General features: G+C 32.7%; 27 protein-coding genes and 1 pseudogene. 21 read left to right on the top strand and 7 right to left on the bottom strand.

Annotated elements, in window-relative coordinates:
* Nucleotides 1-54 precede the first annotated feature (54 nt).
* On the bottom strand, nt 55-753 hold the full coding sequence (locus HUE87_RS07865; protein ID WP_194365649.1) for a nucleotidyl transferase AbiEii/AbiGii toxin family protein: 699 nt from the start codon (nt 751-753) through the stop codon (nt 55-57).
* A complete protein-coding gene (locus tag HUE87_RS07860) occupies nt 750-1142 on the bottom strand; it encodes a hypothetical protein (protein ID WP_194365648.1) in 393 nt (130 codons plus the stop codon). The genes HUE87_RS07865 and HUE87_RS07860 overlap by 4 nt, the downstream gene beginning before the upstream one ends.
* Nucleotides 1143-1261: 119 nt before the next feature.
* Here HUE87_RS07860 and HUE87_RS12705 point away from each other — a divergent pair, with 119 nt between their 5' ends.
* From HUE87_RS12705 to HUE87_RS07840, 4 genes and pseudogenes are all read left to right on the top strand, one after another.
* A complete protein-coding gene (locus HUE87_RS12705; RefSeq protein ID WP_229855089.1) occupies nt 1262-1384 on the top strand; it encodes a recombinase family protein in 123 nt (40 codons plus the stop codon).
* Between the two features lie 330 nt (nt 1385-1714).
* Nucleotides 1715-4405 (top strand): ankyrin repeat domain-containing protein, encoded by a 2691-nt coding sequence (locus HUE87_RS07850; RefSeq protein WP_194365647.1) that lies wholly within the window; start codon nt 1715-1717, stop codon nt 4403-4405.
* A 316-nt stretch (nt 4406-4721) separates the two neighbouring features.
* Complete coding sequence (locus HUE87_RS07845; RefSeq protein ID WP_194365646.1) at nt 4722-5852, top strand: Fic family protein; 1131 nt, start codon at nt 4722-4724, stop codon at nt 5850-5852.
* Nucleotides 5853-5867: 15 nt separating this feature from the next.
* A pseudogene (locus HUE87_RS07840) lies at nt 5868-5972 on the top strand (type II toxin-antitoxin system RelE family toxin); the annotation flags it as partial.
* Between the two features lie 116 nt (nt 5973-6088).
* Here HUE87_RS07840 and HUE87_RS07835 read toward each other — a convergent pair.
* Nucleotides 6089-7429, bottom strand: coding sequence for a nitrogenase component 1 (locus tag HUE87_RS07835; protein ID WP_194365645.1), 1341 nt, complete (start codon nt 7427-7429; stop codon nt 6089-6091).
* Between the two features lie 102 nt (nt 7430-7531).
* Between HUE87_RS07835 and HUE87_RS07830 the strand changes: the two genes are divergently transcribed.
* From HUE87_RS07830 to nifK, 9 genes are all read left to right on the top strand, one after another.
* Nucleotides 7532-7924: a NifB/NifX family molybdenum-iron cluster-binding protein gene (locus HUE87_RS07830; protein WP_194365644.1), complete on the top strand. Its 393-nt coding sequence runs from the start codon at nt 7532-7534 to the stop codon at nt 7922-7924.
* Nucleotides 7925-7929: 5 nt separating this feature from the next.
* A complete protein-coding gene (gene cowN, locus HUE87_RS07825; protein ID WP_194365643.1) occupies nt 7930-8232 on the top strand; it encodes a N(2)-fixation sustaining protein CowN in 303 nt (100 codons plus the stop codon).
* Nucleotides 8233-8245: 13 nt separating this feature from the next.
* The gene (locus HUE87_RS07820) at nt 8246-8983 is read left to right on the top strand and encodes a NifU family protein (RefSeq protein ID WP_194365642.1); all 738 of its coding nucleotides are present in this window, start codon (nt 8246-8248) and stop codon (nt 8981-8983) included.
* Complete coding sequence (locus tag HUE87_RS07815) at nt 8980-9345, top strand: NifB/NifX family molybdenum-iron cluster-binding protein (protein ID WP_229855087.1); 366 nt, start codon at nt 8980-8982, stop codon at nt 9343-9345. The genes HUE87_RS07820 and HUE87_RS07815 overlap by 4 nt, the downstream gene beginning before the upstream one ends.
* Nucleotides 9342-9671, top strand: coding sequence for a nitrogen fixation protein NifQ (locus tag HUE87_RS07810; protein WP_194365641.1), 330 nt, complete (start codon nt 9342-9344; stop codon nt 9669-9671). The genes HUE87_RS07815 and HUE87_RS07810 overlap by 4 nt, the downstream gene beginning before the upstream one ends.
* A gap of 239 nt (nt 9672-9910) precedes the next feature.
* Nucleotides 9911-10822 (top strand): nitrogenase iron protein, encoded by a 912-nt coding sequence (nifH, locus tag HUE87_RS07805; RefSeq protein WP_194365640.1) that lies wholly within the window; start codon nt 9911-9913, stop codon nt 10820-10822.
* A gap of 46 nt (nt 10823-10868) precedes the next feature.
* Nucleotides 10869-11222: a hypothetical protein gene (locus HUE87_RS07800; RefSeq protein WP_194365639.1), complete on the top strand. Its 354-nt coding sequence runs from the start codon at nt 10869-10871 to the stop codon at nt 11220-11222.
* Between the two features lie 26 nt (nt 11223-11248).
* Nucleotides 11249-12712, top strand: coding sequence for a nitrogenase molybdenum-iron protein alpha chain (gene nifD / locus HUE87_RS07795; protein WP_194365638.1), 1464 nt, complete (start codon nt 11249-11251; stop codon nt 12710-12712).
* A gap of 1 nt (nt 12713) precedes the next feature.
* Entirely contained in the window at nt 12714-14261 is a 1548-nt protein-coding gene (gene nifK, locus HUE87_RS07790; RefSeq protein WP_194365637.1) for a nitrogenase molybdenum-iron protein subunit beta, read from the top strand.
* A gap of 48 nt (nt 14262-14309) precedes the next feature.
* Here nifK and HUE87_RS07785 read toward each other — a convergent pair whose 3' ends face one another.
* From HUE87_RS07785 to HUE87_RS07775, 3 genes are all read right to left on the bottom strand, one after another.
* On the bottom strand, nt 14310-14762 hold the full coding sequence (locus HUE87_RS07785) for a GNAT family N-acetyltransferase (RefSeq protein WP_194365636.1): 453 nt from the start codon (nt 14760-14762) through the stop codon (nt 14310-14312).
* An 84-nt stretch (nt 14763-14846) separates the two neighbouring features.
* A complete protein-coding gene (locus HUE87_RS07780; protein ID WP_194365635.1) occupies nt 14847-16820 on the bottom strand; it encodes a DUF2075 domain-containing protein in 1974 nt (657 codons plus the stop codon).
* A 12-nt stretch (nt 16821-16832) separates the two neighbouring features.
* On the bottom strand, nt 16833-17156 hold the full coding sequence (locus HUE87_RS07775) for a hypothetical protein (protein ID WP_194365634.1): 324 nt from the start codon (nt 17154-17156) through the stop codon (nt 16833-16835).
* A 269-nt stretch (nt 17157-17425) separates the two neighbouring features.
* Here HUE87_RS07775 and HUE87_RS07770 point away from each other — a divergent pair, with 269 nt between their 5' ends.
* The 8 genes from HUE87_RS07770 to HUE87_RS07735 all read left to right on the top strand — a co-directional run bounded on the left by HUE87_RS07770 (nt 17426) and on the right by HUE87_RS07735 (nt 24906).
* The gene (locus tag HUE87_RS07770; RefSeq protein WP_194365633.1) at nt 17426-18532 is read left to right on the top strand and encodes an aldo/keto reductase; all 1107 of its coding nucleotides are present in this window, start codon (nt 17426-17428) and stop codon (nt 18530-18532) included.
* Between the two features lie 2 nt (nt 18533-18534).
* On the top strand, nt 18535-20175 hold the full coding sequence (locus tag HUE87_RS07765; protein WP_194365632.1) for an FAD-dependent oxidoreductase: 1641 nt from the start codon (nt 18535-18537) through the stop codon (nt 20173-20175).
* Nucleotides 20176-20190: 15 nt separating this feature from the next.
* Nucleotides 20191-20400 (top strand): putative nitrogen fixation protein NifT, encoded by a 210-nt coding sequence (gene nifT, locus HUE87_RS07760; RefSeq protein ID WP_194365631.1) that lies wholly within the window; start codon nt 20191-20193, stop codon nt 20398-20400.
* A gap of 78 nt (nt 20401-20478) precedes the next feature.
* Entirely contained in the window at nt 20479-22002 is a 1524-nt protein-coding gene (locus HUE87_RS07755; protein WP_194365630.1) for a sigma-54-dependent Fis family transcriptional regulator, read from the top strand.
* Entirely contained in the window at nt 21992-22531 is a 540-nt protein-coding gene (locus tag HUE87_RS07750; RefSeq protein ID WP_194365629.1) for a thioredoxin domain-containing protein, read from the top strand. The genes HUE87_RS07755 and HUE87_RS07750 overlap by 11 nt, the downstream gene beginning before the upstream one ends.
* Nucleotides 22524-23345, top strand: a complete 822-nt coding sequence (locus HUE87_RS07745) for an SIR2 family protein (RefSeq protein WP_194365628.1) — start codon at nt 22524-22526, stop codon at nt 23343-23345. Before HUE87_RS07750 ends, HUE87_RS07745 begins: the two co-directional genes overlap by 8 nt.
* Nucleotides 23345-24556 (top strand): ATP-dependent Clp protease ATP-binding subunit ClpX, encoded by a 1212-nt coding sequence (clpX, locus tag HUE87_RS07740; protein ID WP_194365627.1) that lies wholly within the window; start codon nt 23345-23347, stop codon nt 24554-24556. The genes HUE87_RS07745 and clpX overlap by 1 nt, the downstream gene beginning before the upstream one ends.
* Nucleotides 24556-24906, top strand: a complete 351-nt coding sequence (locus HUE87_RS07735) for a hypothetical protein (RefSeq protein ID WP_194365626.1) — start codon at nt 24556-24558, stop codon at nt 24904-24906. Before clpX ends, HUE87_RS07735 begins: the two co-directional genes overlap by 1 nt.
* Here HUE87_RS07735 and HUE87_RS07730 read toward each other — a convergent pair.
* A complete protein-coding gene (locus HUE87_RS07730) occupies nt 24903-25895 on the bottom strand; it encodes a leucine-rich repeat domain-containing protein (RefSeq protein ID WP_194365625.1) in 993 nt (330 codons plus the stop codon). The two genes, HUE87_RS07735 and HUE87_RS07730, sit on opposite strands and share 4 nt — an antisense overlap.
* Between the last annotated feature and the right edge of the window lies 1 nt (nt 25896).

The following is a 25896-nucleotide window of genomic DNA, read 5'->3' as shown; positions in this document are numbered from 1 at the left end:
TCATTATGTCACAACCGCTTCTTTTTGGAACAAACGAACTCCACAGAAGCACATCTAAGTTAATATTTTTTGACATTCTTGCTTTATAATCTCAGGAGCATTTTTAGCATCATTTATGTAATTTTCAAAAGGCGCTACAATTTCTATCTCTTCTTCAAAAGTTTTTTTATCCAACTCTTCCAATGAAGTTTTTAACTCTTTCAAATCTAGTTCATTAATCAAGCCTCTCTCAAGCATATTTTGCAGGATGCCATCTTTTAACTTTATAGCTATGGCGATATCTATAATGTCTCTTGTAAGATTATCATTTCGTCTATAAACTATTTTCTTAGCAATAATATCTTCTATGCTCTCAACATATACATCACTGGTAAAAATGACTTTTGAATTGTCAAGTAAATAGTCAGATGAAGCATTTTGGGAGACCAATACGTCGATTTTTATATTATTCTTCTTCTCCAATACTCTTATGTGGTTTGATAGATCAATGTACTTGCTAGTATTAAATTTATTTGTTTCATCTATCCAGTGCTTTGGGCTAAGGTAGTTTAATATTTGTACATCAGTCACAAATAAGTCAATATCAAAACTAAGTCTGTGTTGAAAATAGTATATAGCTAATGCAGTTCCACCACCAAACCTGATTGTAGAGTAGTCTTTATTTGGTAAGGAACTGTAAGCATCTTCAATAAAACTGTTTAAAGCGTGTATCTGTTCACTGTAATGTTCTTTTATAAATTCAATATTTTTCATAATGAAGCCAATACTGTTTCAACTCTCTTAGGAGATATTCTATAGTAGTTTCTAAAATCAACTATCTCTTCTTCTAATGCTTCATTCTTTATAGTTTTAAGTGCATATTTATCATACACATCTAAAGGCTCTTTTTTATAAAACAGATTTTTTAAACCAGTAAGTGTAAAATGCTTTTTTTTATTTCCTATAGAACAATTCACCGTTGATAAAAGCATCACTGGCTTTGATTGAGAGTTTTGTTCCTTTGATAAGATATCTTTAACATCATCCATGCTCATATTTTTAAGCAGCTGAGCAAGGGTATACTTTTTGTTATCTTCTTTACTCCAGTCAGATAATGTAGATGGAGCAATACCAAATACATCAAATATATCTTTAGTTTTCATAAGTACCCTCCTTTTTTATAATTATACGATATTCGGATTAAAATAGCAAATAAGTACTAATTTACAAAATGTTATAGTTAATCTATTCATAATAAAGGAGTCAACTATGAATGTAGGTTATGCAAGAGTTTCAACTTCTAGCTGAACGAGATCTCATTAGTGAGCGTGTTAAGGAAGGGATTGAAGCTGCAAAGAAAAAAGGCGTTCAATTTGGAAGATTTATAGAGCTATTAAAGATGTAGCTAAAAAGAAGTAGTCAAATTGACTACTTCATAATGTTCCAAAATTCAACTTACTTTGGAGCAATCTTCCCGTTACTAAAAATTGTTCCAAATATAAGAGGTTATGAGGTTTAAGTTTAGTGTGGCTCCGGATACTGGAAATTATAAAACAACATAATAAAAACTACAAAAGACTGTAAACAAGGACTTTGTAACTCTATAAAAAATTTTCAACTTCTTTATAGTTAGTCATTCTTGGGCACATATGTATTCATTTTTAATAATAATACAGATATTTAAAATTGACAAAATATTATGGTATATTGTTGTTTATAATTAAAAAGGTTTATAATGAAACTTTACACAATATTAATACTATTTTACACTAGTCTCTTAGCTGTTAACGAGTTCACATTCACTAAAACAAATGATTACATAAATTCCCTTGATTACAACAATTCTGTTAAATATGAGATGCAGCAACTTTTATCAGCAACAAAAAAGGTAACATTTAATGCAGATGGACAAAATCTTATGGAGGGTCTGATAACGATAAGACTATCTGATTGTTTGGAAAAACACATTACAGGGAAGCATTTTAGAAAACTATATGAATTTATATTTGATGAGATCAAATCATCAGGTAATGAGGAAGATTACAAACATGGCATAAAAAATTCAATGGAATGGTGGCTAACAACAATAGCTATGAAAATGAAAGTTGATGGAAACAATACTAATGAACTTAAAGACTTTTTTTTATGTAACAGCACAACAAATATTTCTATACCCAATGATATTAGTAATGTAAGAAAGCCAAAAGCACCTATCTTGAAGAAGTACGATGATCCAATCATAAATTTTTATCTTAATGAGTATAAGAAATCTTATGAAAGTTTCATTAATGCTAAAAGTATGATTGATATATTTCGTTTTGATGTAGAAAAAGATATGAGTATGGATTGTATGCGTCGTAGTATAAAACTTAACGGTAATGATAAGTGGATTGAAGAAGGTAGCCAAATTCGCAAAGCAATTCGATATGAACTTACTCCAACTGCCACATTACGAAAATCTGTACGTAAAAATGAAGATCATATGGGGCGTAAATTTTATTTATATGATCTTAATATGGTAAATAATATTCAAGATGATATCACAGACCTATGGGGTGGTTTACATACTAATCCATGTTTAAAAAAACAGTCAAGTTCAGAGCTTTATACAAATTTTCTGCCTAAATATGTTAAAAAATACACTGAAGACTTGACGTCTTCAAGACAACGTCCAATGAAAGAACTGAAAAAACATTATATTAAACGTGAAGAGTGGTTGAAGCAAGTTACTGAATCATGTAATGAGTGTAAACCTTATCAGACTCATAAAGAACGTATGGTAAGTAAAAAGAAAGAAGCTGAAAAACGTCTGTTTAGAATGGCTAAAAAGCTAGAACCATTTAAGGGAATTAATCATCTAGCAGATATTAATACTATTGACTCCGAAGGAAAAACACCACTTTTTTATGCCATCAAATTAAATAATTTGTATTATCTAAACCTTTTTATAAAAGCTGGTGCAGATATTATGCATAAAGACAAGTATGGCAAAACTATTTTTGATTACTTTGATAATGATGTACCCTATAGAATTAGAAATGCTCTTTGGATGGAGAGAAAAAAACTTAAGAATCCAAATTTTAAAGTAGAAAAAGTTCTTACGCAATATGGAAAGAAAATTGTTTATACAGAGAAATCATATACTGATAAAGATAGTTGGACAGAGTTGATGCATGCAGTTTATAAAAATGATGAAAACAAAGTCGATTTACTATTGCAAAATAATATAAATGTTAATGACTACAATAACAATCGTACAACAGCTTTACATATGTCAATATCTTTAGATAATCTCAATATTATGAAAAAGTTACTTGATAAAGGTGCAAATGTAGAGGCAAAAAATAGGTATGGTGCAACGCCGTTATTTTTTGCTGTAAGTTATGAGAACAAAAAAGCTCTAAAATTACTTTTACAATATGGAGCGAATATTCATACAAAAAATAATTTTAAAGAAACTCCATTGTTATACGCTTACCATCAGAAGAAAGCATCTATGATTAATTATTTAATAAAAAATGGTTCAGATATTAATGAACGTAATTCAAATGGTGAAACCATTCTTTTTGAAGCATTTAAAAATGGCTCTTTTAAAGATGTTCAGTTTTTTCTAAAACTAGGGGCAGATATTAGTATACAAAATAATGAAAAAAAATATGTATACGACTATATTAATTATCGTACAGCAGAGAAAATCGTAAAAATTATGCAAATGGCTTACCTTAAAAAACATCTTGAAGAAAAGGCTCCAGTGAGCTTTGTAATAAAGTATAATAATAATAATAATAATAATAAAAATTCATCAAAGCCATCTCCACTAAAACACGCCATAGTACATAGTGATATAGAAAAATTAAAAATCTTATTAAAAATTGGAACAAATAAAGAAGTCTCACTTATAGAAAAAAACAGGTTGTTATTTACTGCTGTTAGTAAAAACAATATAGAAGCCATTAATCTTCTTCTTGATAATGGTGCGGATATTGAAGCAAAAAACAATAGTGAAAGGACACCCTTAATACATGCTTTGGCATATCGTTATTTTGATGTTACAAAACTCCTAGTTGAAAAAGGTGCAAATTTTAAAACTCCAATTTATAAAGGAATGACACCCACAAATATTGCTGCTAAATGGAATCTAGATAAAGAGCTTATGTTATTTATAAAAGATGGTGCATATGTTAATATTCAAGATACATTAACAGAAAGAACACCACTAATGCATACCGTTGCAAGATGTTCTCATCCCGAATCAATTCAAGTTGCTAAATATTTACTTGAGCATAATGCAGATATCAATATTCGTGATAAGAAAGGTTTGGATGCTATAGAAATAACTGAGAAAGAGTGTCATCTAAAAGCAAAACAAGAACTTTTAGTATTATTAAGAGAACATGTGCAAAGTCTAGAAGATAAGAGTAAATAACTAAGTTGTACTTTCATATCACTAGATTCTTACTCTGAAAGTAATAGATTTCATCACTTTACATAAAGCAATGTGAGTTATAAATAAACAGTTTTATGAATTAAATGTAATGGCTTCGGATACTGGAAACTGCCATATATATCCTAAAATACCAATTGCTTAATGGATAAGAAGTGGGTTTACACAATTTATTTTACGGTCTAGAAAGTTCCACAACCAGTAACATTTGGAACTATCTAAAATATGAGCTATTTATAATTGACAAGTAGCTCATATAATGATACGATTAGAAAACTAATCAGCTCATGAGGTAAAAATGAAAAAGAAACAACTATGGATTTGGCAACATCCCAATTATCCAAAATTTAATTATAACCTTCGTGAGCTTCTTCCTAAAATCACACAAATATCTCAGAGTATAGGTCAAGTAAAAGCATTAATCACGCTTCTTGATAAAGATACTCAAACCAACATTAAGATAGATCTTTTTACAAGCGAGATTGTTTCCACTTCTGCAATAGAGGGGGAACATCTTCAAAGAGAGAGTGTAAGATCTTCAATAAGAAAAAAACTAGATGCAACATTTGACAAAGTATATGACAAGTCTACCCATCACACTGACTCTCTCGCGGATATTTTAATGGATACCATACTCAACACAACGCCACTAGAATTAGAGCGTTTACATAAATGGCATATTTCACTTCTTTCCCAGACTCCAAGCCGTTTTACTAAAATCAAACTGGGAGTGTTTCGTGATTATGATGACATGCAAATTGTCTCAGGCGTAATTGGCAAAGAAAAAGTACATTTCGTAGGAGTGCCTGCTAAGAGAATAGATAATGATGTGGATGCTTTGTTGAAGTATATTAATACAAGCGATGACGATATCTATATTAAAAGCGCGATAGCACATTTATGGTTTGTAACTACTCACCCTTATGATGACGGCAATGGCAGAATGGCAAGAATCATAAGTGATTACATAATCTCAAAAGATTTTGGGATAGAATATAAATATTTTTCTATCTCTAGTGCAATAGCAAAAGATCGTAAAAATTATTATGACAAACTAGAGATGTCTCAAAACTTGATAGACAATCCAGATTTAGATTGTACAGCTTGGGTATTATGGTATTTAGATAGATTTAACGACTCACTTCAAGAGACACTTGATGCGATCAACAGAGTTATACAAAAAACAAAGTTTTGGGATAAGGTGCGTCAAATTACTTTAAATCAGCGCCAATTAAAAGTGCTGAGCAAGTTATTAGAGTATAACGAAGGAGAATTTCAAGGCGGGCTTACTACAAAAAAATATGTTGCAATGACCAAAACATCTTTGGCAACAGCAAAAAGAGATATACAAGAGCTTGTGAAATTGGGTTGTTTACATCAGATTGAAGGTACTCAAGGAAGAAATATCAGATATGATATTGTCTATTAAATAGGGGACATTCCACACAAAGGTAAATTTAGAAAACGAGCTGGTAATTATCGCATTATCTATTTAAAAGAAAACAACCTTTTAGTTATATCCGTAATTAGGATAGCTCACAGAAAATAAGTATATTAAGTTTATAATAAATCGTAGTACACCTTACTCTCCGTAACTTAGCTTTTTTACAACTTATGATTTTTTTATATGGAAGGTTCGAGCTTAATATCTACATGTACAAATGTCTACTCCCAAGGAGCAGCTTCTCCAACTATTTTAAAAACTGGGTTGTTTACAGCTGCACAAACATCTTTTGCCAAGTTTTCAAGTCCACCATACGCTCCGTAACTTAGTTTTTTCTCTTGGTTAACATCTACAAAGGCTACTTTTTTCTTTATGGCAGTGTATAGACTTCTTCCACCCGCTAGTAAAATATCTACATTATGCTCATCTATTAGTTTTGCCTGTTCGTTGGCTGGAACTTTCATAAGTATTTTTACATATTGCTTTGCTATTTCGATATCTTCAAGTGTCGATTTTCTAACACTTGTTGCAACAACTTCTATCCCTATATCTTGAAGCGCTGAAGCTATTGACCATGACTTGTTTCCGCCAGTGTTGAGTATGGCTTTTTTACCATTTAGGATTTTTCTATATGGAATCAGACGTTCTTCCAAAGCAGCTTCTTCTTCTTCAATAATGATTTTTGCTTTTCTTGTTAACTCTTCATCGCCAAAAGCATTTACGATTGACATAATTGCGTTTGATGTGTCTCTTTTTCCGTAAAACGATACAGAGATGTAAGGTATGCCATATCTCTCTTGCATTTTTCTAGTGAGTGTTACTAAAGATTTTGCACATACAATCACATTTAGTTTTGCCCTGTGAGCAGTTTGGATTTTCTCAACTCTTCCATCGCCGGCTAGAGTTGAGACTATTTTGATACCAATCTTCTCAAGTATAGGAGTGTATTGCCACATGTCGCCTGTCACGTTGTACTCACCAATGAGGTTAATTCCAAAGGGGTGAATCTCCTCAGGCTCACGTGTTCCAATAAGTTGATTTAAAACAGCTTCTCCGCCAAGACGAGAGCCTAAGTTTTTACTTCCGACAAACCCTGGAGCATGAACGACAACTATTTTAATATTGTGTTTGTTCTCTAAATTCTTACATGTAGTGTCTATATCATCACCAATCATAGCAGTTACACAAGTTTCATAAACAAAAATCGCCTTTGGTTTTTTATGCTCTATAAGATACTCAATGGATGTTATAAGTTTTTTATCACTTCCAAAGATAATGTCATTGGTTGTTACATCTGTATAGTAACCCGTTAGAGTGTTGTTTTCACCTTCATAGCTTGTTGGAGTCTCTCTTGTCTCCCAAGAAGCTCCTTGACATGTAGAAGGTCCATGAACAAGATGAACCGCATCAGCGTATGGAAATAGGGCAATTTGAGCACCTTCAAAAGCACATCCACCAGTTGTCGCACCTGGTTTTGGTTTATCACAACTACTCTTTTTTTTATCATTATGTGAACATGCAGACTCATTTAACAGTTCACGAATTAATTTTTTATTTACCATAATATTATCCTTATTGTTATTTATACATAAATTATTCCTTTGGAGTCTCAAGGGAACATAACTTGTATAGTAAAGGTTAATAGTATTAATTAAGGAGAGAATATGTTAGCTATACCTTTAGATAAGCAAGAGTCATCGACAATATCAGAACTTTATGGAAAAGCCCCATTTTTTGGGATACTAGACACTACGTGTGGTGACTTGGTAGTTATAAAAAATGAAGCAGAAGGTGAAGGTCCAAAGAGTGCGGGATTTTTAAAAGAAAATGGTGCTACATCAACAATCTTTTACCATATGGGTGAAGGAGTTTACAAATCATTTGCAAAAAATGAGATGAGTGTTTACAGCGTAGAACATACAAAGATGTCTATTGATGAAATATTAAAAGGTTTTTTAAACAAAAAACTTCAGATAGTTAATAAAAGCAACTATAAAGACAAACTTGATCCGGGTGGTGATGGTAGTACATGTAGATGTGGTTGTGAGAATGCATAATGGGCATGAGTTCAGAAAAGGATAGGTATATAACTTTTGACAATATTGATTGTTATGAAAATTCAGCACTAGTCATAGACGCTATGATTGAACTATTTAAGTTAAAACCAGAGTCAAAAAACAGACTTTGGAATAACTTTATGAATAAAATACCACAAAACTATAGAGAAGTTTTTGAAAAAGATGGTAATAAAGACACTCTCTACCTAGTCTGCGCAAATGTATTTTACATATCTGATCTTTTTGAAGAGTACGATTTCGAAGCAGGTATAGAAGTACTTGAACAGGTTGAGTTCGAGTGTTGCTAAAAAAGGATTAATTATGAGTCACAAAGAAGCATTACAAGCATATAGAGAAAAAGATTTTGATAAAGCCTACACTATTTGGGAAGAAGAATCTAGTAAAAAAAACGACCAAGCGATGACAAATATTGGTTTGATGTACCTAAAAGGTGATGGTGTTGATAAAGACTTCACAAGAGCTAGAGAGTGGTTTTTAAAAGCAAGTGAATATGACAATGACTCTGCAAACTATAATCTAGCATTAATCTATCAGACAAAACTCGGCGTTGAAGAAGATATGGAAAAAAGTATAGCTTACTTTAGAAAAGCAGTAGCAAAAAACCATCAAAATGCTAACTTTAGACTTGGTTACCTTCTTTTAAAAGATAGAACAAATGAAGAGTCTGTAAAAGAGGGTTTTGAGTGTATCTTAAGTGCTGCAAAATCTAACCATCCAATGGCTATATCAATGGTAGGTGGTTTAGACACTAAGCCAAATCTCTGGGCTAAGTTAAATATAACATATAGAACTAGCACTGATGAAAAACAGCTTGAAATTTTAAACGATGCAATTGAGAGATATATTAGACCCATACTTGTAAAAGACGGTGGAAATATTATGATTCTAGATTATGTAAATAAACCAGATATTGAGATTAGACTTGCTTACCAAGGTAATTGTGCCGGTTGTTCAATGGCCTCAACTAGTACTTATGGTTTAATTTATGATACTTTATCAAAAGTTATAGATGAAAATATTTTGGTATATGTAATATGATTAAGATAGCTTTTGCCTCAAAAGATGGCTTACATGTAAATGAGCACTTTGGCTGGTGTGAAAAATTTTATATATATGGTGTTAATGAAGAGAACTATGAACTTATAAATGAAGTTGACTCATCACTAAAGTATGAGCAAGAAGCTGATAAGCTAGAGTATAAAATCATGTGTGTTGATGGTAGTGATATAGTCTATGTAACTAAAATAGGCCCAAAAGCAGCAAGCATGGTGAAACTCTCAGGCTCTTTTCCTATGAAGTCATCAAAAGAAGATGAGAAAATAGAAGAAGTTTTGCAATCAATACAAAAACTAATGAAAGACAATCCTCCTTTGTGGTTGAAGAGGATACTTTTAAAATGACTACGGCATTTAAAACTAACAACAAAATACTAGAAGAGAAAGTAACGCAGTTTTTGCAGTCTTATGCAATTGATGAACATAGTAAAAATGAGGTTGCTCCATATCTCTCAAGAGTATCACTTATGATGAACCATCTCTATCAAGACTTGGGTTTTAAAAACAGATTTGAGATGGGAGTTTTTATGAAAAAACACTTTCCATCACTTTCAGAGATAAAACCTCAAGATAAGCTTTGGAAGAAGTTTATATATGACAGTATAGACGAAGTAGCTCCAGCTTGTGCTACATGTAAAGATCAGGTGAACTGTTTTACATGTAGAGTGTAAAATAAGAGTAATACCAATATAAAAAACATTTTTGTTATAGCAATTATTCAAAAATGTAAACTTCTTTTTCCCAAATTCACTTTCTAAAAATACACAAATTTCTTACTAAAATATCTTTAAAGCCCTTTAAATAGGGTTTTGTGCGAAATTTACAAATTTATAAACGAATATTTTTGTCTAAGGAACACTATATGTAATGTTATTAGCGAAACAAAATTAATAGACAAAAAGGAAACGATATGGCTGAACTAAGACAAATCGCATTTTACGGAAAAGGTGGGATTGGTAAATCTACTACATCTCAAAACACATTGGCAGCAATGTGTAGCTATTATGGTCAAAAGATACTAATCGTTGGTTGTGATCCAAAAGCGGATTCTACAAGACTTATTTTACATGAAAAAGCTCAAAATACAATTATGCAACTTGCTGCTGATGCTGGTTCGGTTGAAGATTTAGAATTAGAAGATGTTTGTAAATCAGGTGCAGGTGAATTTAATGAAGATAATACAGATATAACTGAGGGTTACATTATGTGTACAGAGTCTGGTGGTCCTGAGCCAGGAGTTGGTTGTGCTGGTCGTGGTGTTATTACAGCTATTAACTTTCTTGAAGAAGAGGGTGCTTATGATGATGAGCTAGATTTCGTTTCTTACGATGTTCTTGGTGATGTTGTTTGTGGTGGATTTGCTATGCCGATTCGTGAAGGTAAAGCACAAGAGATTTACATCGTTATGTCTGGTGAGATGATGGCTATGTACGCTGCTAACAATATCTCTAAAGGTATTTTAAAATATGCTAATACAGGTGGTGTTCGTCTTGCAGGTCTTATTTGTAATGCACGTATGACTGACCGTGAGTATGATTTAGCTAAACACTTAGCAATGCAAATTGGTACTCAAATGATTCACTTTGTTCCTCGTTCAAATCACGTTCAGCGTGCTGAGCTACGTCGTATGACAGTTGTTGAGTTTTCACCAAAATCTGATCAAGCATTAGAGTATAAAGAGTTAGCTAGAAAAATTATTGCTAATGATTTTAAAGTTATTCCAAATCCTCTAGAAATGGATGATCTTGAAGCACTTCTTATGGAGTTTGGTTTAGAAGAAGATGCTGATGATGCAGTAGTGGGACAAAAAGAAGCTCACTAAGTTTCTTTATAAAAAATAAAAATAAGAAAATTAAAAAGGAATTATTATGTTTATATGTGGTTATCATTTTCCAGCAAGTGAAGGAAACGATGTGTCTTTTGACAAGGTAATAGAAAAAGTAAATGAAGGTATTGATGCATCAGGTAAAACTGTTACATTGACAAGTGAGACTAGAGAAGGTGCTAAGTTAGAAGAGCTAACAGTTCCAGCGGGAACTTTTGCTCATACTGCATTTGTTGATTACTTTACAAATACTGAAGCTGAGGGTGAATTTAAGATGATTTATTACACTAATAAATATCAAATTAGTGAAATCTCTAAATCAGTAGATGGTGAAGTTACTAAAGAGTTATGTAAAAAACTAGATGATATGAATCTATATAGAGTTAAAGTAGCGTAAGCTACTTGACCCTCAAAGGAGAAATTATGAGTGAAATGTTAGAAGAACTACAGCTTGAAGCGATAAAAGAAGTACTAGAAGTTTATCCTGCGAAAGCTGCAAAAAGTAGAGCAAAACATTTAGGTGTTGATTCACCAGAAGGTGTTAAGGGTGCTTGTGACACTACAAGAAGTAATAAACAAACCGTACCAGGTGTAATGAGTCAACGTGGTTGTGCTTATGCTGGTTCTAAAGGTGTTGTTTGGGGACCGATTAAAGATATGATTCATATCTCTCATGGACCTATTGGCTGTGGTCAATATTCTCGTGGCGGTAGAAGAAATTACTATACAGGTACTACAGGTATAGATACATTTGGAACAATGAACTTTTCAACTGATTTTAGTGAAAAAGATATTGTATTTGGTGGAGATACAAGACTTAAAAAAGCTCTTAGTGAGATTGATGAATTATTTCCACTAAATAACGGTATATCTATTCAGTCAGAGTGTCCAATTGGTCTAATTGGAGATGATATCCAAGCAGTTGCTAAAAAGCATAAATCTGAGAGTTCAAAACCAACTATCGCTGTTTCATGTGAAGGTTTCCGTGGGGTTTCTCAGTCTCTTGGTCATCACCTTGCAAATGACGCTATACGTGATGAAGTTATGACTGATACAAGTGCAAGATCAGATTTTCAATCAACTCCATATGATGTTGCTATCATTGGTGATTATAATATTGGTGGAGATGCTTGGGCAACAAGAATCTTACTTGAAGAGATGGGTCTAAGAGTTATCGCTCAGTGGACTGGTGATGCTACTTATAAAGAGATGGCAATCGCTCCAAAGTCAAAACTAAACTTACTTCATTGTTACCGTTCTATGAACTATATCTCTCGTCACATGGAACAAGAGTTTGAGATTCCTTGGATGGAATACAACTTTTTTGGTCCAAGTAATACGACTGCAAGTTTAAGAAAAATTGCTGAGTTTTTTGGTGGTGAGATTGTAGCAAATACTGAAGCTGTAATCGCTAAGTATACAAAAATGACAGATGAAGTTATTGCTAAATATAAGTCAAAACTTGAAGGCAAAAAAGTAATGCTTTATATTGGTGGGTTAAGACCTCGTCACGTTATTGGCGCTTATGAAGACTTAGGTATGGAGATTATTGGTACTGGTTATGAGTTTGGTCATGGTGATGATTACAAAAGAACAAAAGAAGACTTAAGCAGAAGTACACTTATTTATGATGATGCAAATGAGTATGAGTTAGAGCAATTTGTTAAAAAATTAAGACCAGATTTAGTTGCTGCTGGTGTTAAAGAAAAGTATGTATTCCAAAAAATGGGATTACCATTTAGACAGATGCACTCTTGGGATTATTCAGGACCATACCATGGTTATGATGCATTCGCAATTTTTGCTAAAGACATGGATTTAGCTATGAATTCACCAGTTTGGTCTCATACTAAAGCACCATGGGACAAACAAGAAGTAGGAGCTTAATATGCAAGACGTAGAAAATATTGTAAACGGACAGAAACTATTTTTAAAAGAAGAGTATCAAGAAGTTTTTAAAAATAAACAAGAGTTTGAAAGTAACATGGGTTCAGTGAACCCTGCTAAAGTAGAAGAAATCGCTGAGTGGACAAAGTCTTGGGACTATAGAGAAAAGAACTTAAGTAGAGAAGCAATTACTGTTAACCCTGCTAAAGCTTGTCAACCTCTAGGTGCTGTAATGGCTGCTCTAGGTTTTGAGAACACTATGCCTTATGTTCATGGATCTCACGGTTGTGTCTCTTACTTTAGAACATATTTTACAAGACACTTTAAAGAGCCAACTCCATGTGTATCAGATAGTATGAGTGAATCATCAGCTGTTTTTGGTGGACTTGCAAATATGAAAGATGGCTTACGAAATTGTAACGCTATGTATAAACCTGAAATGATTGCTGTTAGTACTACATGTATGGCAGAAGTTATTGGTGATGACTTGAATGCTTTTGTTCAAGGTGCAATTGATGATGCTGAGGGTGAGCTAGATAATACTGCTGTAACTTATGCACATACTCCATCTTTTGTTGGTAGCCATATTACTGGTTATGACAACATGATTAAAGCGATTTTAGAGCAGTTAAATCCTCCAAAATCTGAAAAAGTACTTGATGAAGAGAGAATTAATATTATCCCTGGATTTGAACCATACCTTGGTTCATTAAAAGAAGTAAAAGAGATAGCTGCATCATTTAGCGATAAAATCGTTATGATTGGTGACCATGAAGATCAGTGGAATACTGGTGCTGGTGAGTATGAACTGTATGCTGGTGGTACAACTTTAGAAGAAGCAAGAACAGCTATCAATGCTAGTTCAACTATATCTTTACAGAAGTATTCAACTATACAAACTTCTAAGACTATTAAAAACAAATGGAAGCAAGGATATGAAACTTGTAATCCAATCGGTTTATCTGGAACTGATGCTTTTGTAGTGAAATTAGCAGAGTTAACTGGTAAAGAAGTTAGTGATGAGTTAAAGCTTCAACGTGCTCAACTTGTTGATGCAATGCAAGATTCTTACCCGTACATGCATGGTAAAAAGTTTGCAATCTATGGTGACCCTGACTTTTTACTAGGTCTTGTTTCATTTATAGTAGAAATGGGTGGTATTCCAACTCATATTCTTTGTAACAACGCTCCTAAAAAGGGTTGGGAAGCAGATATGCAAGCAATCGTTGACAAGTCTGACTGGGCTAATGAATGTCAAATTTGGCCAGGTAAAGATTTATGGCACTTAAGAAGTCTACTGTTTACTGAGCCGGTTGACTTTATGATTGGTAATGTTTATGGTAAAGAGCTTTATAGAGATACAAATACACCACTAATCCGTATTGGTTTCCCTATCTTTGATAGACATCACCTACATAGATATTCTATTAGCGGTTATAAGGGTGCGTTAAATCTATTAACTTGGATTACAAACTCTATTCTTGATCATCTTGATGAAGAGACTAAAGATACTGGAAAAACTGATTATTTCTTTGATTCTGTAAGATAGTTTTTTCCTTTCTTATTCCACCTTTGCTAGGTGGAATGAGTTGTTTTTTTAATCGTCATTTAGCATAATACGAAATGGCACCATCGTTGAACGACTGAACCCTTCTTTAATATAAAATTTATGAGCAATATTGTTATCTTCATCAGTTAATAATGTTAACCTTTTACAGCCACTTCCCTTAGCAAATTTTATTGCAAATTTTATAAGTTTTGAACCAACTCCTTGGTTACGATAATCTTGAGAAACAACCATATCTTCTAATATACCAACTCTCTCTCCAAGTGCTGTTGAGACAGTATATAAGATGTTCACCATAGCGATAATCTTGTTTGATTCTTTAGCAACTATTATATGACCAACCTCTGATTTGCAAAGTATAGTTGTAAGTCCTCTTATTTGTGCATTCTCATCTGGTAAAAATTCTGTTTCTTGTTGAAAAAGAGAATTTAACAATTGACATAACTGAGGAATATCTTCTAATGTTGCTTTTATGATTTCCATTTTTAACCTTGTGTTTTTCAGGATATATTTTAATTGAACTAATGTTTACTTCAGTTACGCGACATCGCTCAGCACTAGGCTTTATTAAACCTCTTGTATGCCAATTTCTTTCATGTATTCAAAAGTTTTATCATAAAACTCTGGCAATCTCGTTTTATCATCTTTTGCTCCATAAGGTATAAATAAGATCATACCCTGTCTAGCTCTTGTAAGTAATACTCTATAAGCATTTAATAAATAATTTTTTATAATGTCCTTATTAATATTTTGCCATTTTGTGCCCTTGAATTTTCTAAACATCCATGTGTTATTATTGAAATAAAAATCTCCATCCCAACACACACATGTCCAATCAAGTTCTAGTCCTTGAATATCAAACTCAGTAGCAACTTCTTCATTAAAATATGAAGATCTAATGTCATCTTTATTGTTTAAAAACCAAACGGGAGCATCAATCTGATTTTTTACATTTATTCCAAATGGTCTTAAGCGATATGCTCCTGACGAAGCAACTACACCAGTTCTTTCACTTCCAATTGATTTTGATTTTAACCACTCTTTTGCTTTCTCAAAATCTCTTGTAACGAATATAGGGTAAACATCTTTTAAAAAGTTTTTATATAAGTTTTTAGCCATTGAAGTATCAACATCTAAAACTGATTGAATAAAGTCTGACAGTTTTTCAGATCTATAGGACCTAACTGAAACAGATAAGTGTAAGTTTTCATCAATATTAGCATTGATTCGTAGCCACTCTTTTAAAGAATAGTCTCTTAAGTAGTTTTTATCTTCAACTATTGAATTAGAAAAATAAATATTCCAATTAGGAAAGTGGTTTTTTAGTGAGTTAATCCATTCTTCTAATCCAGCTTCACCAGTATTTATCTCTTGTCCACCACCAATTAAACAAATAACTGTACACCATCCTTCATGGCGATTCATTACATCAATTAAGAATCTTGGCTCTGATGATTCAAAATCATCCTGTCCTTTTTTTCTCTTCATAAAGGAGCTAGTTTGCTCTTGATTCCATGCTCTTTGTGCTTCATCAAATACAACAACTTTTTCAATTGGTGCTTTATCTGTCACTAATGAATCATCTCGAAAATGATGAATATTTTGAATAAAGGCATGTGTCTTAATTGCAGCTTCTTTTTTTGTAAGTTTATTTCCTAATTCTTTTGCGTTGTTAACTTCATCTCGTGTTAATGCTTCTCTTAAAACATCAACTAATGGACCATTTCCTGATAAAAAAACTGCGTGTTCGCCTTCATCAATATTCATTCTTTCATTTGCAATATTTAAGCCAGCAAGTGTTTTTCCTGCTCCCGGAACACCCGTAATAAAACAAATTGATTTTTTATTTGTTGATTTTGAACTATTAATTATTTTGTTGACTTTATCTGTTGTGATAGATAAATTTATAGCTCCAGAATCTGACCTGGAAATTTCTTGAACATTATGCCCCTTATACAATGCTTGGGCTGCTTCAATAATTGTTGGAGTTGGCTTATATATGGAGCTTTGCCACGATAAAGGACATATAACATGTTCTTTCCCTATACTTAAGCATTCTTCTATTACATTTAGAAAAGAATTTTTATTTGCAAAAAGAGGCTTGTATAAATTTTCATGTAGGCACTCGATGGTATTTTTAAAACTATTTGCTTCTGTTGAAATTAGTATAGGAAACAACTTTTGAGTATGACTACCTTCATGAAAATTTTTTAAATCTTGTGAGTAATCAATAACTTGCTCAATTGCGCTATTATCATATGTGATTGATCCAACTTTAAACTCAATAATGAATATTGAATCATTAATAATAATGATATTGTCTACACGTTTTCCCATTCTTGGAATTGCAAATTCAAAAAAGATATGGCCATGTTCATAGTTGCAAAATGCTTGTTTTAATATATCAATTTGTTTTATCCAAGCATTTTTTTGTAGATCTTCTAAAGCATGAGTATGATGTCTTGCAAGTTCTCCAAGTATTTTGTTTGTATCATCTTGAATAAATTTATTAAGACTATTTGAGTAGTAAGATCTTTGCAATTTAATTACCTTTCATGCTGGAAGATCATTTTCATTAATTAGTATCATACCTGTCATTATTTTTTTATTGACATAGGCTTGCCAACCTTGATCCCAAACTTTTTGATTTTCTTGAGTGTAGAATATTGCAACTTTATCATCGTTAATTAACATCTTTTCTACTTTATTAACAACTGCATGTATAACTCGATTATTGTCAGTTAAAATTCTTATTTTATCATTTAAATGTACTTTTCCATAAGCTTTATAACCTGCAACAACTCCTTTCATTCCATTCATAATTGTATTTTTATTAAGTGGATGACCACTATTTGCTTTAAGAACTAATATTTGCATTTTTTTCCTTTAAGTCTGAAGAATGATGTTACAATTTATTAATACCCATTATAGTGAGCTAAGACTTAATTCACATAGATATTACTAAATAAAAACAGACATCGGTAACCGGCATTTTCTACATGTAGCTAACGGAACACTTCTTGAATGTATAAAGTTATATTACATGAAAGATTATCTATGGAAAATTTTATACTACCAGCGTCAATTTTAATTTATATTATTTCAATAATTCTATACGCAAAAAAAATATCTAAAAAGAGTGCATAATGGGGTTTGCTACACTAAAAGACACAAATAACTTTGCTAAGAAGTTTTCAAACTATAAAGATTTTTATATAAAGCACAATGATTTAATATTTTCAAAATTAGGTCTTGGAACTTTTAATGCAGAGCCTTATAAAGAGGAAAACTATGTTTTTCACTATATTGAGGGTGTTAAAGAAGCTGTAAAAAATGGTATAAACTTAGTAGATACAGCAAGTAATTATAGATATGGGCAGAGTGAAAAAGAGATAGGTGAAGCATTAAAAGAGCTTTTTGAAGAGGGTATTAGCAAAAGAGAAGAGTTGATAATCTGTTCAAAAGGTGGCTTTATACAGCTTGATTATCCATTTCCTGAAAATCCTTACACTTGGATAGAAGAAAATATAATAGATAAAAATTTAGCAAAATCAGAAGACATAGAGTTAGATCAACATTGTATGACACCTGATTTTTTAGAGTATTCATGCAGGAGAAGTATAGAAAACTTAGGTGTTGATGCATTAGACATATATTATCTACATAATCCAGAGATGCAACTGCTAAAACTTGGTGAAAAAGAGTTTTACAAGATGGTTGAGAAAGTGTTTGCAAGGTTTGAAAAGCTTGCAGATGAGGGTTTGTTTAACTCTTATGGTGTATGCGTCTGGAATGGATTTACGGCTGAGAATCAAGAGCTAATAAGTTTAGAAAAGCTTTTAAAGATTGCTGTTAAAGTTGGTGGAGAAAACCATCGATTCAAATATATTCAACTGCCCTTTAATATGGCAAAGACAAATGCCTATACAACTCCAACACAAGTGGTGAATAAGGAAGAGTGTACAATCATTCAAGCCGCACACAGATTAAATATTGGGGTTATTAGCTCATCATCTTTGCTTCAAATGAAGCTATTTAAAAAATCATTCTCGGCAGAAACAGGTGCTGTTCTAGATGACACTATGACGCTAACTAGCGATATACAACTCGCACTCCAGTTTGTGCGTTCTACTCCTGGGATTATAAGTAGCTTATTTGCCTCAAAAGTGCCGGTACATGTAAAAGAAAATTGTTCGATATCAAAAGTAAAGTCAGTAGATAGAAAAAGATATGACTTACTTTACAGGTTGTAGTTTTGATATATGACATCATAGTTGTTGGCGGCGGTATAGCTGGACTAATGGCAGCAATTGAGGCAAAAAAATCTAACAATAAAGTAGCAGTTATTACAAAAGGAAACCTGTTTAAGTCAAACAGTTCTTTAGCAAGCGGTGGCATAAATGCTGTCCTAGATTCAAGTAACGAAGAAGAGATACAAAGTCATATAAAAGACACTATAAAAGCATGTTTTGGATTAGAAAATAAAAACGCAATTTCATACATGTGCAATAAAGCTCCAAATATCATAGAAAAGCTAGTTGAGTATGGTGTGGAGTTTGACAAAAACGAAGATGGCTCTATAGCTCAAAGAAGTTTTGGAGGTGGTAGTTCAAAAAGAACTTGTTACGTAGGTGACAAAACTGGTTCTGCGATAATGCAAGTGCTTATAAAAAAAGCAAAAACACTTGGTGTTACATTTTTAGTCAACAATTTTGTTATGAACCTTACTACCTTAAACAACAGAGTAAGTGGAGTAGTAGTTTTAAGAAAGTTTGATTCATCTGTTATGGTCTATCCTTCAAAGTCAGTTATCTTAGCTGGTGGCGGATATGCTGGATTATACAGAGGTTTTAGTACTAATGCACAGGATTACTCTGGTGACATGCAGGCTATAGCTCTTCGTGCAGGATTAAATCTAAAAGATATGGAGTTTGTACAGTTTCATCCAACTGGAATGATAAAAACAAATTATCTAGTAAGTGAGGCTGCGCGTGGCGAATGTGGCTATCTTGTCAATAATGAAAATGAGAGATTTGTAGATGAGTTAGATACTAGAAGTGTAGTTAGTTTAGCTATATCAAAACAGATAGAATCAGGCAGAAAAGTTTTTGTAGACTTAAGGCATCTTACTCTTGAGCACATAGAGGCAAAGCTGCCATCTCTATATAAAACAGCTTTTATGCAAGCAGGCATAGATATATCAAAAGAGTTGTTGCCCGTTAAGCCAGTCGCACACTACAGTATGGGCGGTATAGAGTCTGATATGACTAAAGCAAAGTTAAAAGGTCTTTTTGTCTGCGGAGAGTGTGCAGTAAGCGGAGTTCACGGAGCAAACAGACTCGGCGGTAATTCTTTACTTGATGGTGCAGTGTTTGGAGAGCTGGCTGGTATAAATGCCTTGAAATTTTCTAAAAGTAAAGAGTATCTGCCTATTGATTACAATATTGTTGCAAAAGATCAAAAAATGGTTGACTGGATATTTGATAAAGAGAGCTCAAAAAACTTTAACTCTATGCGAATTAGCATGGGCAAAACAATGTTTGATTTGGCTGGGATTCATAGAAGCGAAGAGAGCTTAACAAAGGCATTTGACTATTTAAAATATTTACGGCGAGAAACTGCAACCTTGCACTGCATAGACAAAAGCAGGCAAAACAATGTTGAACTTAGCTCTATTTTAGAGTTAAAAAATGCACTCGAAGTTTCAGAAACTGTGGTTTTAAGTGCGCTCAAAAGGCAAGAGAGTAGAGGAGCTCATAATCGTGATGATTTTGCTGATGAGAATTTGAAATTAAGAAAATCAATTTTAATCAATGAGCCAAAAAAGGGATATTTTAAAGTCTGGTATGAAGATAATAAGTTTATGTTAATACTACAGAAAATATTTACAAATTAATAAAAGGATATAAAAATGGCAAAAGTAATGTTAAGAGAGAGTGGAGATGCTATATATTTCTACATAGCTAAGAAAGATATGGAAGAGACTATAGAAAGCATAGAGTTTGATAGTGATGAGAAATGGGGTGGTGAGGTTGAACTTAGTAATGGTGAAACTTGGTGGATAAAACCAGAGCCTAAAAATCTACCACAAGAGACCGTTTGTAAAAAAATCGCAGACTGATTAATATATGAACACCATATTGTATATTTAATTTACACTTAAATATATAATATAGCATATTAAATAAAGAAGAGAGATATGAAAAAAAGTTGTGAGACATGCTTAACACATAAAGAACTATTAGTAATATATGATATCGCATCTTTGATTTCAGATTCAAGAGATATACAAAAATCATTAGAGAAATCTCTAATGGCACTTAAGAACTCTTTGGACCTAGGTAACTGTGTAATATATAAACTTGAGGACGAGATGCTTCATATTTTCGCATCCATAGGTTTTAACAAACATCAAAAAGCTATATCTGAGTATAAACTAGGTGAAGGTGCTACAGGTCTTGCAGCAAAAAGTATGGAACCTGTTGTAATAGAGAATATTCATAATGATATTATTTTTTTAAATAAGTCAGGAAATAAAAACAGTGAGACAATTTCGTATATAGCAGTACCCTTAATAGCAGAAAACAATATTGTTGGTGTTATAGGCGCTAACTTAACAAAAAACACACGGATTGATTTTGATGCAACGGTAAGAGCTTTATCTATTGTAAGTTCGTTATTTGCTCAATATATTAGCTCAAATATGGCTGTTGAGTTAGAAAAAGAGAGACTCAAAGATTTAAAACAATATTATAAAATGGAGTGGGACTCTAAGGTACATAATTTTGGTGACATTATTGGCGACTCAAAAGAGATGCAAAATATGTATAAAGTTATAGACCGAATTGCCGGAAGTGATGTAACTATTTTAGTGCGAGGCGAAACAGGAACCGGTAAAGAGTTGGTAGCCTCAGCTATACATAAAAGAAGTAAAAGAGAAGAAGAACCATTTATAAAACTAAATTGTGCGGCTATTACAGATAGTCTTCTAGAGAGTGAACTATTCGGACATGAAAAGGGTGCATTTACTGATGCTAAAGAGACAAGAAAAGGTAGGTTTGAGTTAGCAGACGGCGGTACACTCTTTTTAGATGAGATTGGAGATATTAGTGCATCAGCGCAGGTAAAACTTTTACGTGTACTTCAAGAGAGAGAGTTTGAGAGAGTTGGTGGGTCTAAGACTATACATGTAAATGTAAGATTAGTGGCTGCGACCAACAGAGATTTGGAGCAGATGGTAAAAGACGGAGAGTTTAGAGAAGACTTATACTACAGACTAAATGTTATACCAATAGACCTTCCACCCCTTAGAAAAAGAGGTAATGACATAAAGCTTTTAGTTAATTTCTTTTTACAGCGTTCAATGCAAAATCATAAAAAAAATGTTGTAATAACTGATGAAGCAATGGCAAACCTTATGGCTTACCCTTGGCCAGGAAATGTTAGGGAACTAGAAAATACAATAGAGAGAATCGTACTTATGGGAAGCGAAGATGGAATTACAGCTTCAGAGATGAGCTTACTTTTACCAGCACTTGGCAATGATAGAGTGGTTACTTCTAGTGATTCATTTTCCTTAGATAATAAGACTCTTGATGAGGTAGAAGAAGAGGCTTTGATAAGTGCTTTAAAAAAGACTGAATACAATCAAGCTGAAGCTGCAAAAGTTCTTGGTATTACACAAAGGCAAATAGGCTATAAGGTGAAAAAGTATGGAATCTAAAATAATATACAATGATGAGCTTATAGAGTTATGTGAAGATTTTATAGATGTTGGTTATATGGCTGAGAATATAGAAGTTCAAGATATAAATGGCAAAAGAGTAGAGATAAAAAGAAGCCATCCGGACAAATCTATGACACTATTGGTCTCGTTTACACATGTAGATGATAGCTCTATTGATGAGATAATCAAGATAGATGAGTTTATAAGTGATATACAAGTTCCCATAAAGTGTTATATGATTTTTGATAAAGAGTATGAATCACAAAATATTTTAAAAAATAGACTCAAAAAATTTGAGGTAGTTTTAGATAGTGAAGATGAATTTGGAGATATGTACGGTACAAAACTAGTAAGTGGTAGCTTAAAAGACAAGCTTACCAAGTCTTTATTTCTCATTGGTAAAGACGGTTCAGTTTTTTACATTGATATGCCAAATGATTTAAGTAAAGAGTTGGATTTAGAACGTTTGAGAGTTGAGTTAAATAAAGCTTATCTTAGTTATACAGGAGTTGGATGTCATGGATAATTTAGTACAAAGCCTTAAAGATGGAAGTTTAGTACCATTTGTTGGTATGAGAGTGTTTGAAAATACAAAAGCAACAGATGGAAGCACGCTCCCGTATGATAGTGATAGTATGATTCTTTCACTAAACAGTGGTCGTGCAATGAGTTCAAGACTTATGTATGAGTACTCAAGAGCTGCTATGAGTTTAGAACATAGAAGAGGTCGTGACTTTATTGTGCAAATGACAAATCATATATATGCTTCAAAAGAGTATGAGTTGCCATTTACATATAACTATTTTAAGAGTATTCAACCGAAGTATATGATTGATTTAAATCTTGATGATAGTGGATGCAAAGTCTATGATGATGTAGAGCATTTTATGATTACAGGTATATCGAGAATAATGGCAGCAAATGATAGATTTGTAGTCTATAAGTATGACTTAGATAGCAAAAAATATAGTGAGATTGATAAAGAAGATTTAAATGATTCTTTACCAATTCTTTTTAAACCTATGGGCTGTATGCTCCCGGATAGGAATTTCATCATAAGCGATGCAGACTTTGTTGACTGGCTTACAGAAGCTATGGGTGGGTTTGCAATGCCGACATTTTTAAAAGAGTATAAAAAAGATAAAAGCTATCTATTTTTAGGTGTTGATTTCTCTCGTGATACTTACAGAATGGTTGCAAATGAACTTACTCTAAATTTAAAAGATGGTTATGTAGTATCAAACAAAGAAGAGTACTCAAAAAAAGAGAAAAATTTTATATCTGCACACAATTTACAACTCATACAAAATAGTACAGATGAGTTTTTAAAGGCTTTATAATGGAAAAATTTACATGTGATTTTTGTGGCAAAAACTCTGATGAGGTAGAGAAGATATTTAGTGCTGAAAAATCTCATATATGTAACGAGTGTGTAGAGACATGCTCGTTGGTTTTACATAAGTCACAACTACAAAAAGCTAAAAGTGAGTTTCAAAAAGGACTCTCTATACCAACAAAACTCAAAGAGCATCTTGATAACTATGTCATAGGTCAAAATGAGGCAAAAAAAGTTCTTAGTGTTGCTTTATATTCACACTATAAAAGAATAGATAAACCTGTACATAACAATATAGAAATTGAAAAAAGCAATATTTTACTAGTGGGCCCAACAGGTAGTGGAAAAACACTTCTCGCAAAAAGCTTAGCGAAGATTATGGATGTTCCTTTCGCAGTTGCAGATGCAACAGCACTCACCGAGGCAGGGTATGTTGGCGAAGATGTTGAGTCAATCTTGTCCCGTCTTTTGGCATCAGCTGATTTTGACCTTGAAAAAGCTCAAAAAGGTATAATCTACATAGATGAGATAGATAAAATCGCAAATAAAAGTGAGAGTGCTACAAGTGGCAGGGATGTAAGCGGTGAGGGTGTGCAACAGGGTCTTCTTAAAATCTTAGAGGGTGGAGATGTTTATGTTCCTCTCAAAGGCAGCAGAAAAAGTTCATCTGCAGAAACAGTTCTTTTTGACACTACGCATGTACTATTTATTTGTGGTGGTGCCTTTGTTGGACTGGTTGATGATGAAGATACTAAAAAGAAAAATAAAACTAAAGAGATGGGTTTTTTAACAAGCAAAGAAGTAGTTGCAAGTTCTAAAGAAATAGAGTCAAAAGATTTAATAAACTTTGGCCTTATACCTGAGTTTATAGGAAGAATACCTGTAATAACTACTCTTAATCCATTGACAATAGATGATTTGGTTAAGGTACTAACAGAACCTAAAAATGCAATTATAAAACAGTATCAAGCATTATTTGAACTAGATGGAGTTGATTTAGAGTTTAGTGATGATGCACTACAAAAGATTGCTGAGATGGCAGATGAAAAAGGTGTTGGAGCACGCGGACTTAGAGGAATCATAGAAAAAATCATGTTGCCACTTCAGTATGAACTACCCGCTAAAGAGAATGTCCAAGGGTGTAAAATAACTAAAGATTATATAGATGGAAACTCAGAAGTAGAGTTAATTTATCTACCTAAGGAGAAAAACTAATGGATGATCAAGCTACAGTATATGAGTGGGCAAAAACAAATAAGTTTAGTGACGAGCAGATTCAATACGCTACTATTTTAGCACTTAAAATTTTAGATGATGAATGCAAGATGGATTACGATAACTACAACCTTTTTATGTCTGTATATGATGGCATAAATGATCAAGTTCCTTCACCGTTTAACCTTAGTGTTCATAGCATTATAAACCTAGCAAGAGCAGACGACCCCATAAAAGCGAGTCCTGTATACAAAGATATGATAGGTGAACTAAGAATAACAATGATGAAAGATATGCAAAAGCCTATAATGAAAGCGTTTAAAAACTTAGTCTGGAGTGTTTCTTCTTAAACATCACAAAACTCCAAACTTAGCAAATCTGGTTTCTCTAAATCTTGGTTGTCGTCAATATAAAGATTTTTTAGTTTAGTTAGTTCATAAAAAGATTCTGGAAACTCTTTTATCTCATTTTCATCAATATCAAGTTCAAGTAAGTTTTTTAACTCTCCTATGCAAGATGGTAACTCTTTGAGTTTGTTCGCACTTACACTTAAGTAGTTTAGTTTTTTCAGTTTACATATAGAATCTGGCAGATATTCTAGATTGTTGTTATCAAGACTTAGCAGTTGCAAATCTTCTAGTTTACTTATGTCAAAATCTATTTTGCTTAGGTTGTTGTCATTTAGATTTAGTTTAATCAGCATATCGTGAGACTCAAGAGATGGTAAGTCACTAATGTTGTTTCCCTCAAGTAAAAGTGTCTCCAATTCTTTAATGCTTCCTATGGACTCTGGAAGTTTAGTAAAGTGATTGTAAGAAAGGTCTAAATAGTATAGCGAGGACATAGATTTAAAGGCATCTGGCAACTCTTTTAAGCTGTTTGTATCAAGTGAAAAATATAGTAAATTTTTCAGATTTTTCAATTTTGGCGAAACAACATGTAGAGAATTTGCTGCGATTGTTAGTCTTGTCAATTTTGTTAGATTAAACAGCTCATCTACAATACATGTAAGTCTATTTCCATTAAGATTTAAAATAACAAGTGATTCAAGTTCACCTATACTTTTAGGAAGTTCTTCTAAAAGATTATTTTCACACTGCAGATTTCTAAGTTTTTTAAGTTTACCAATCTCTTTAGGAAGTTGAGTTAATCTATTTCCAGAGAGTTTTAATACTGTTAAGTTTTCAAGATTGCTGATGCTCTCAGGAAGTTCTATTAGTTTACATTTTGTTAAATCTAAAACAGATAAACTCTCTAGTTTTTCTATATCAGAAGGTATTTTTGAACCAAGTCCTTTGCTATTCATCCATCTTGAAAAATCTTTTAGTTTAGTGTTCATT

Origin of the sequence: Candidatus Sulfurimonas marisnigri, from assembly GCF_015265475.1 — a bacterium.
Classification (GTDB): Bacteria; Campylobacterota; Campylobacteria; order Campylobacterales; family Sulfurimonadaceae; genus Sulfurimonas; species Sulfurimonas marisnigri.
Note: the sequence above shows the minus strand (reverse complement) of the source record. Positions and strands in the feature narration are given on the sequence as shown.

Coding starts and splice junctions, on each gene's coding strand:
- HUE87_RS07865 (WP_194365649.1), bottom strand. CDS start 753: ATGAAAAATATTGAATTTATAAAAGAACATTACAGTGAACAGATACAC.
- HUE87_RS07860 (WP_194365648.1), bottom strand. CDS start 1,142: ATGAAAACTAAAGATATATTTGATGTATTTGGTATTGCTCCATCTACA.
- HUE87_RS12705 (WP_229855089.1), top strand. CDS start 1,262: ATGCAAGAGTTTCAACTTCTAGCTGAACGAGATCTCATTAGTGAGCGT.
- HUE87_RS07850 (WP_194365647.1), top strand. CDS start 1,715: ATGAAACTTTACACAATATTAATACTATTTTACACTAGTCTCTTAGCT.
- HUE87_RS07845 (WP_194365646.1), top strand. CDS start 4,722: ATGAAAAAGAAACAACTATGGATTTGGCAACATCCCAATTATCCAAAA.
- HUE87_RS07835 (WP_194365645.1), bottom strand. CDS start 7,429: ATGGTAAATAAAAAATTAATTCGTGAACTGTTAAATGAGTCTGCATGT.
- HUE87_RS07830 (WP_194365644.1), top strand. CDS start 7,532: ATGTTAGCTATACCTTTAGATAAGCAAGAGTCATCGACAATATCAGAA.
- cowN (WP_194365643.1), top strand. CDS start 7,930: ATGAGTTCAGAAAAGGATAGGTATATAACTTTTGACAATATTGATTGT.
- HUE87_RS07820 (WP_194365642.1), top strand. CDS start 8,246: ATGAGTCACAAAGAAGCATTACAAGCATATAGAGAAAAAGATTTTGAT.
- HUE87_RS07815 (WP_229855087.1), top strand. CDS start 8,980: ATGATTAAGATAGCTTTTGCCTCAAAAGATGGCTTACATGTAAATGAG.
- HUE87_RS07810 (WP_194365641.1), top strand. CDS start 9,342: ATGACTACGGCATTTAAAACTAACAACAAAATACTAGAAGAGAAAGTA.
- nifH (WP_194365640.1), top strand. CDS start 9,911: ATGGCTGAACTAAGACAAATCGCATTTTACGGAAAAGGTGGGATTGGT.
- HUE87_RS07800 (WP_194365639.1), top strand. CDS start 10,869: ATGTTTATATGTGGTTATCATTTTCCAGCAAGTGAAGGAAACGATGTG.
- nifD (WP_194365638.1), top strand. CDS start 11,249: ATGAGTGAAATGTTAGAAGAACTACAGCTTGAAGCGATAAAAGAAGTA.
- nifK (WP_194365637.1), top strand. CDS start 12,714: ATGCAAGACGTAGAAAATATTGTAAACGGACAGAAACTATTTTTAAAA.
- HUE87_RS07785 (WP_194365636.1), bottom strand. CDS start 14,762: ATGGAAATCATAAAAGCAACATTAGAAGATATTCCTCAGTTATGTCAA.
- HUE87_RS07775 (WP_194365634.1), bottom strand. CDS start 17,156: ATGCAAATATTAGTTCTTAAAGCAAATAGTGGTCATCCACTTAATAAA.
- HUE87_RS07770 (WP_194365633.1), top strand. CDS start 17,426: ATGGGGTTTGCTACACTAAAAGACACAAATAACTTTGCTAAGAAGTTT.
- nifT (WP_194365631.1), top strand. CDS start 20,191: ATGGCAAAAGTAATGTTAAGAGAGAGTGGAGATGCTATATATTTCTAC.
- HUE87_RS07755 (WP_194365630.1), top strand. CDS start 20,479: ATGAAAAAAAGTTGTGAGACATGCTTAACACATAAAGAACTATTAGTA.
- HUE87_RS07750 (WP_194365629.1), top strand. CDS start 21,992: ATGGAATCTAAAATAATATACAATGATGAGCTTATAGAGTTATGTGAA.
- HUE87_RS07745 (WP_194365628.1), top strand. CDS start 22,524: ATGGATAATTTAGTACAAAGCCTTAAAGATGGAAGTTTAGTACCATTT.
- clpX (WP_194365627.1), top strand. CDS start 23,345: ATGGAAAAATTTACATGTGATTTTTGTGGCAAAAACTCTGATGAGGTA.
- HUE87_RS07735 (WP_194365626.1), top strand. CDS start 24,556: ATGGATGATCAAGCTACAGTATATGAGTGGGCAAAAACAAATAAGTTT.
- HUE87_RS07730 (WP_194365625.1), bottom strand. CDS start 25,895: ATGAACACTAAACTAAAAGATTTTTCAAGATGGATGAATAGCAAAGGA.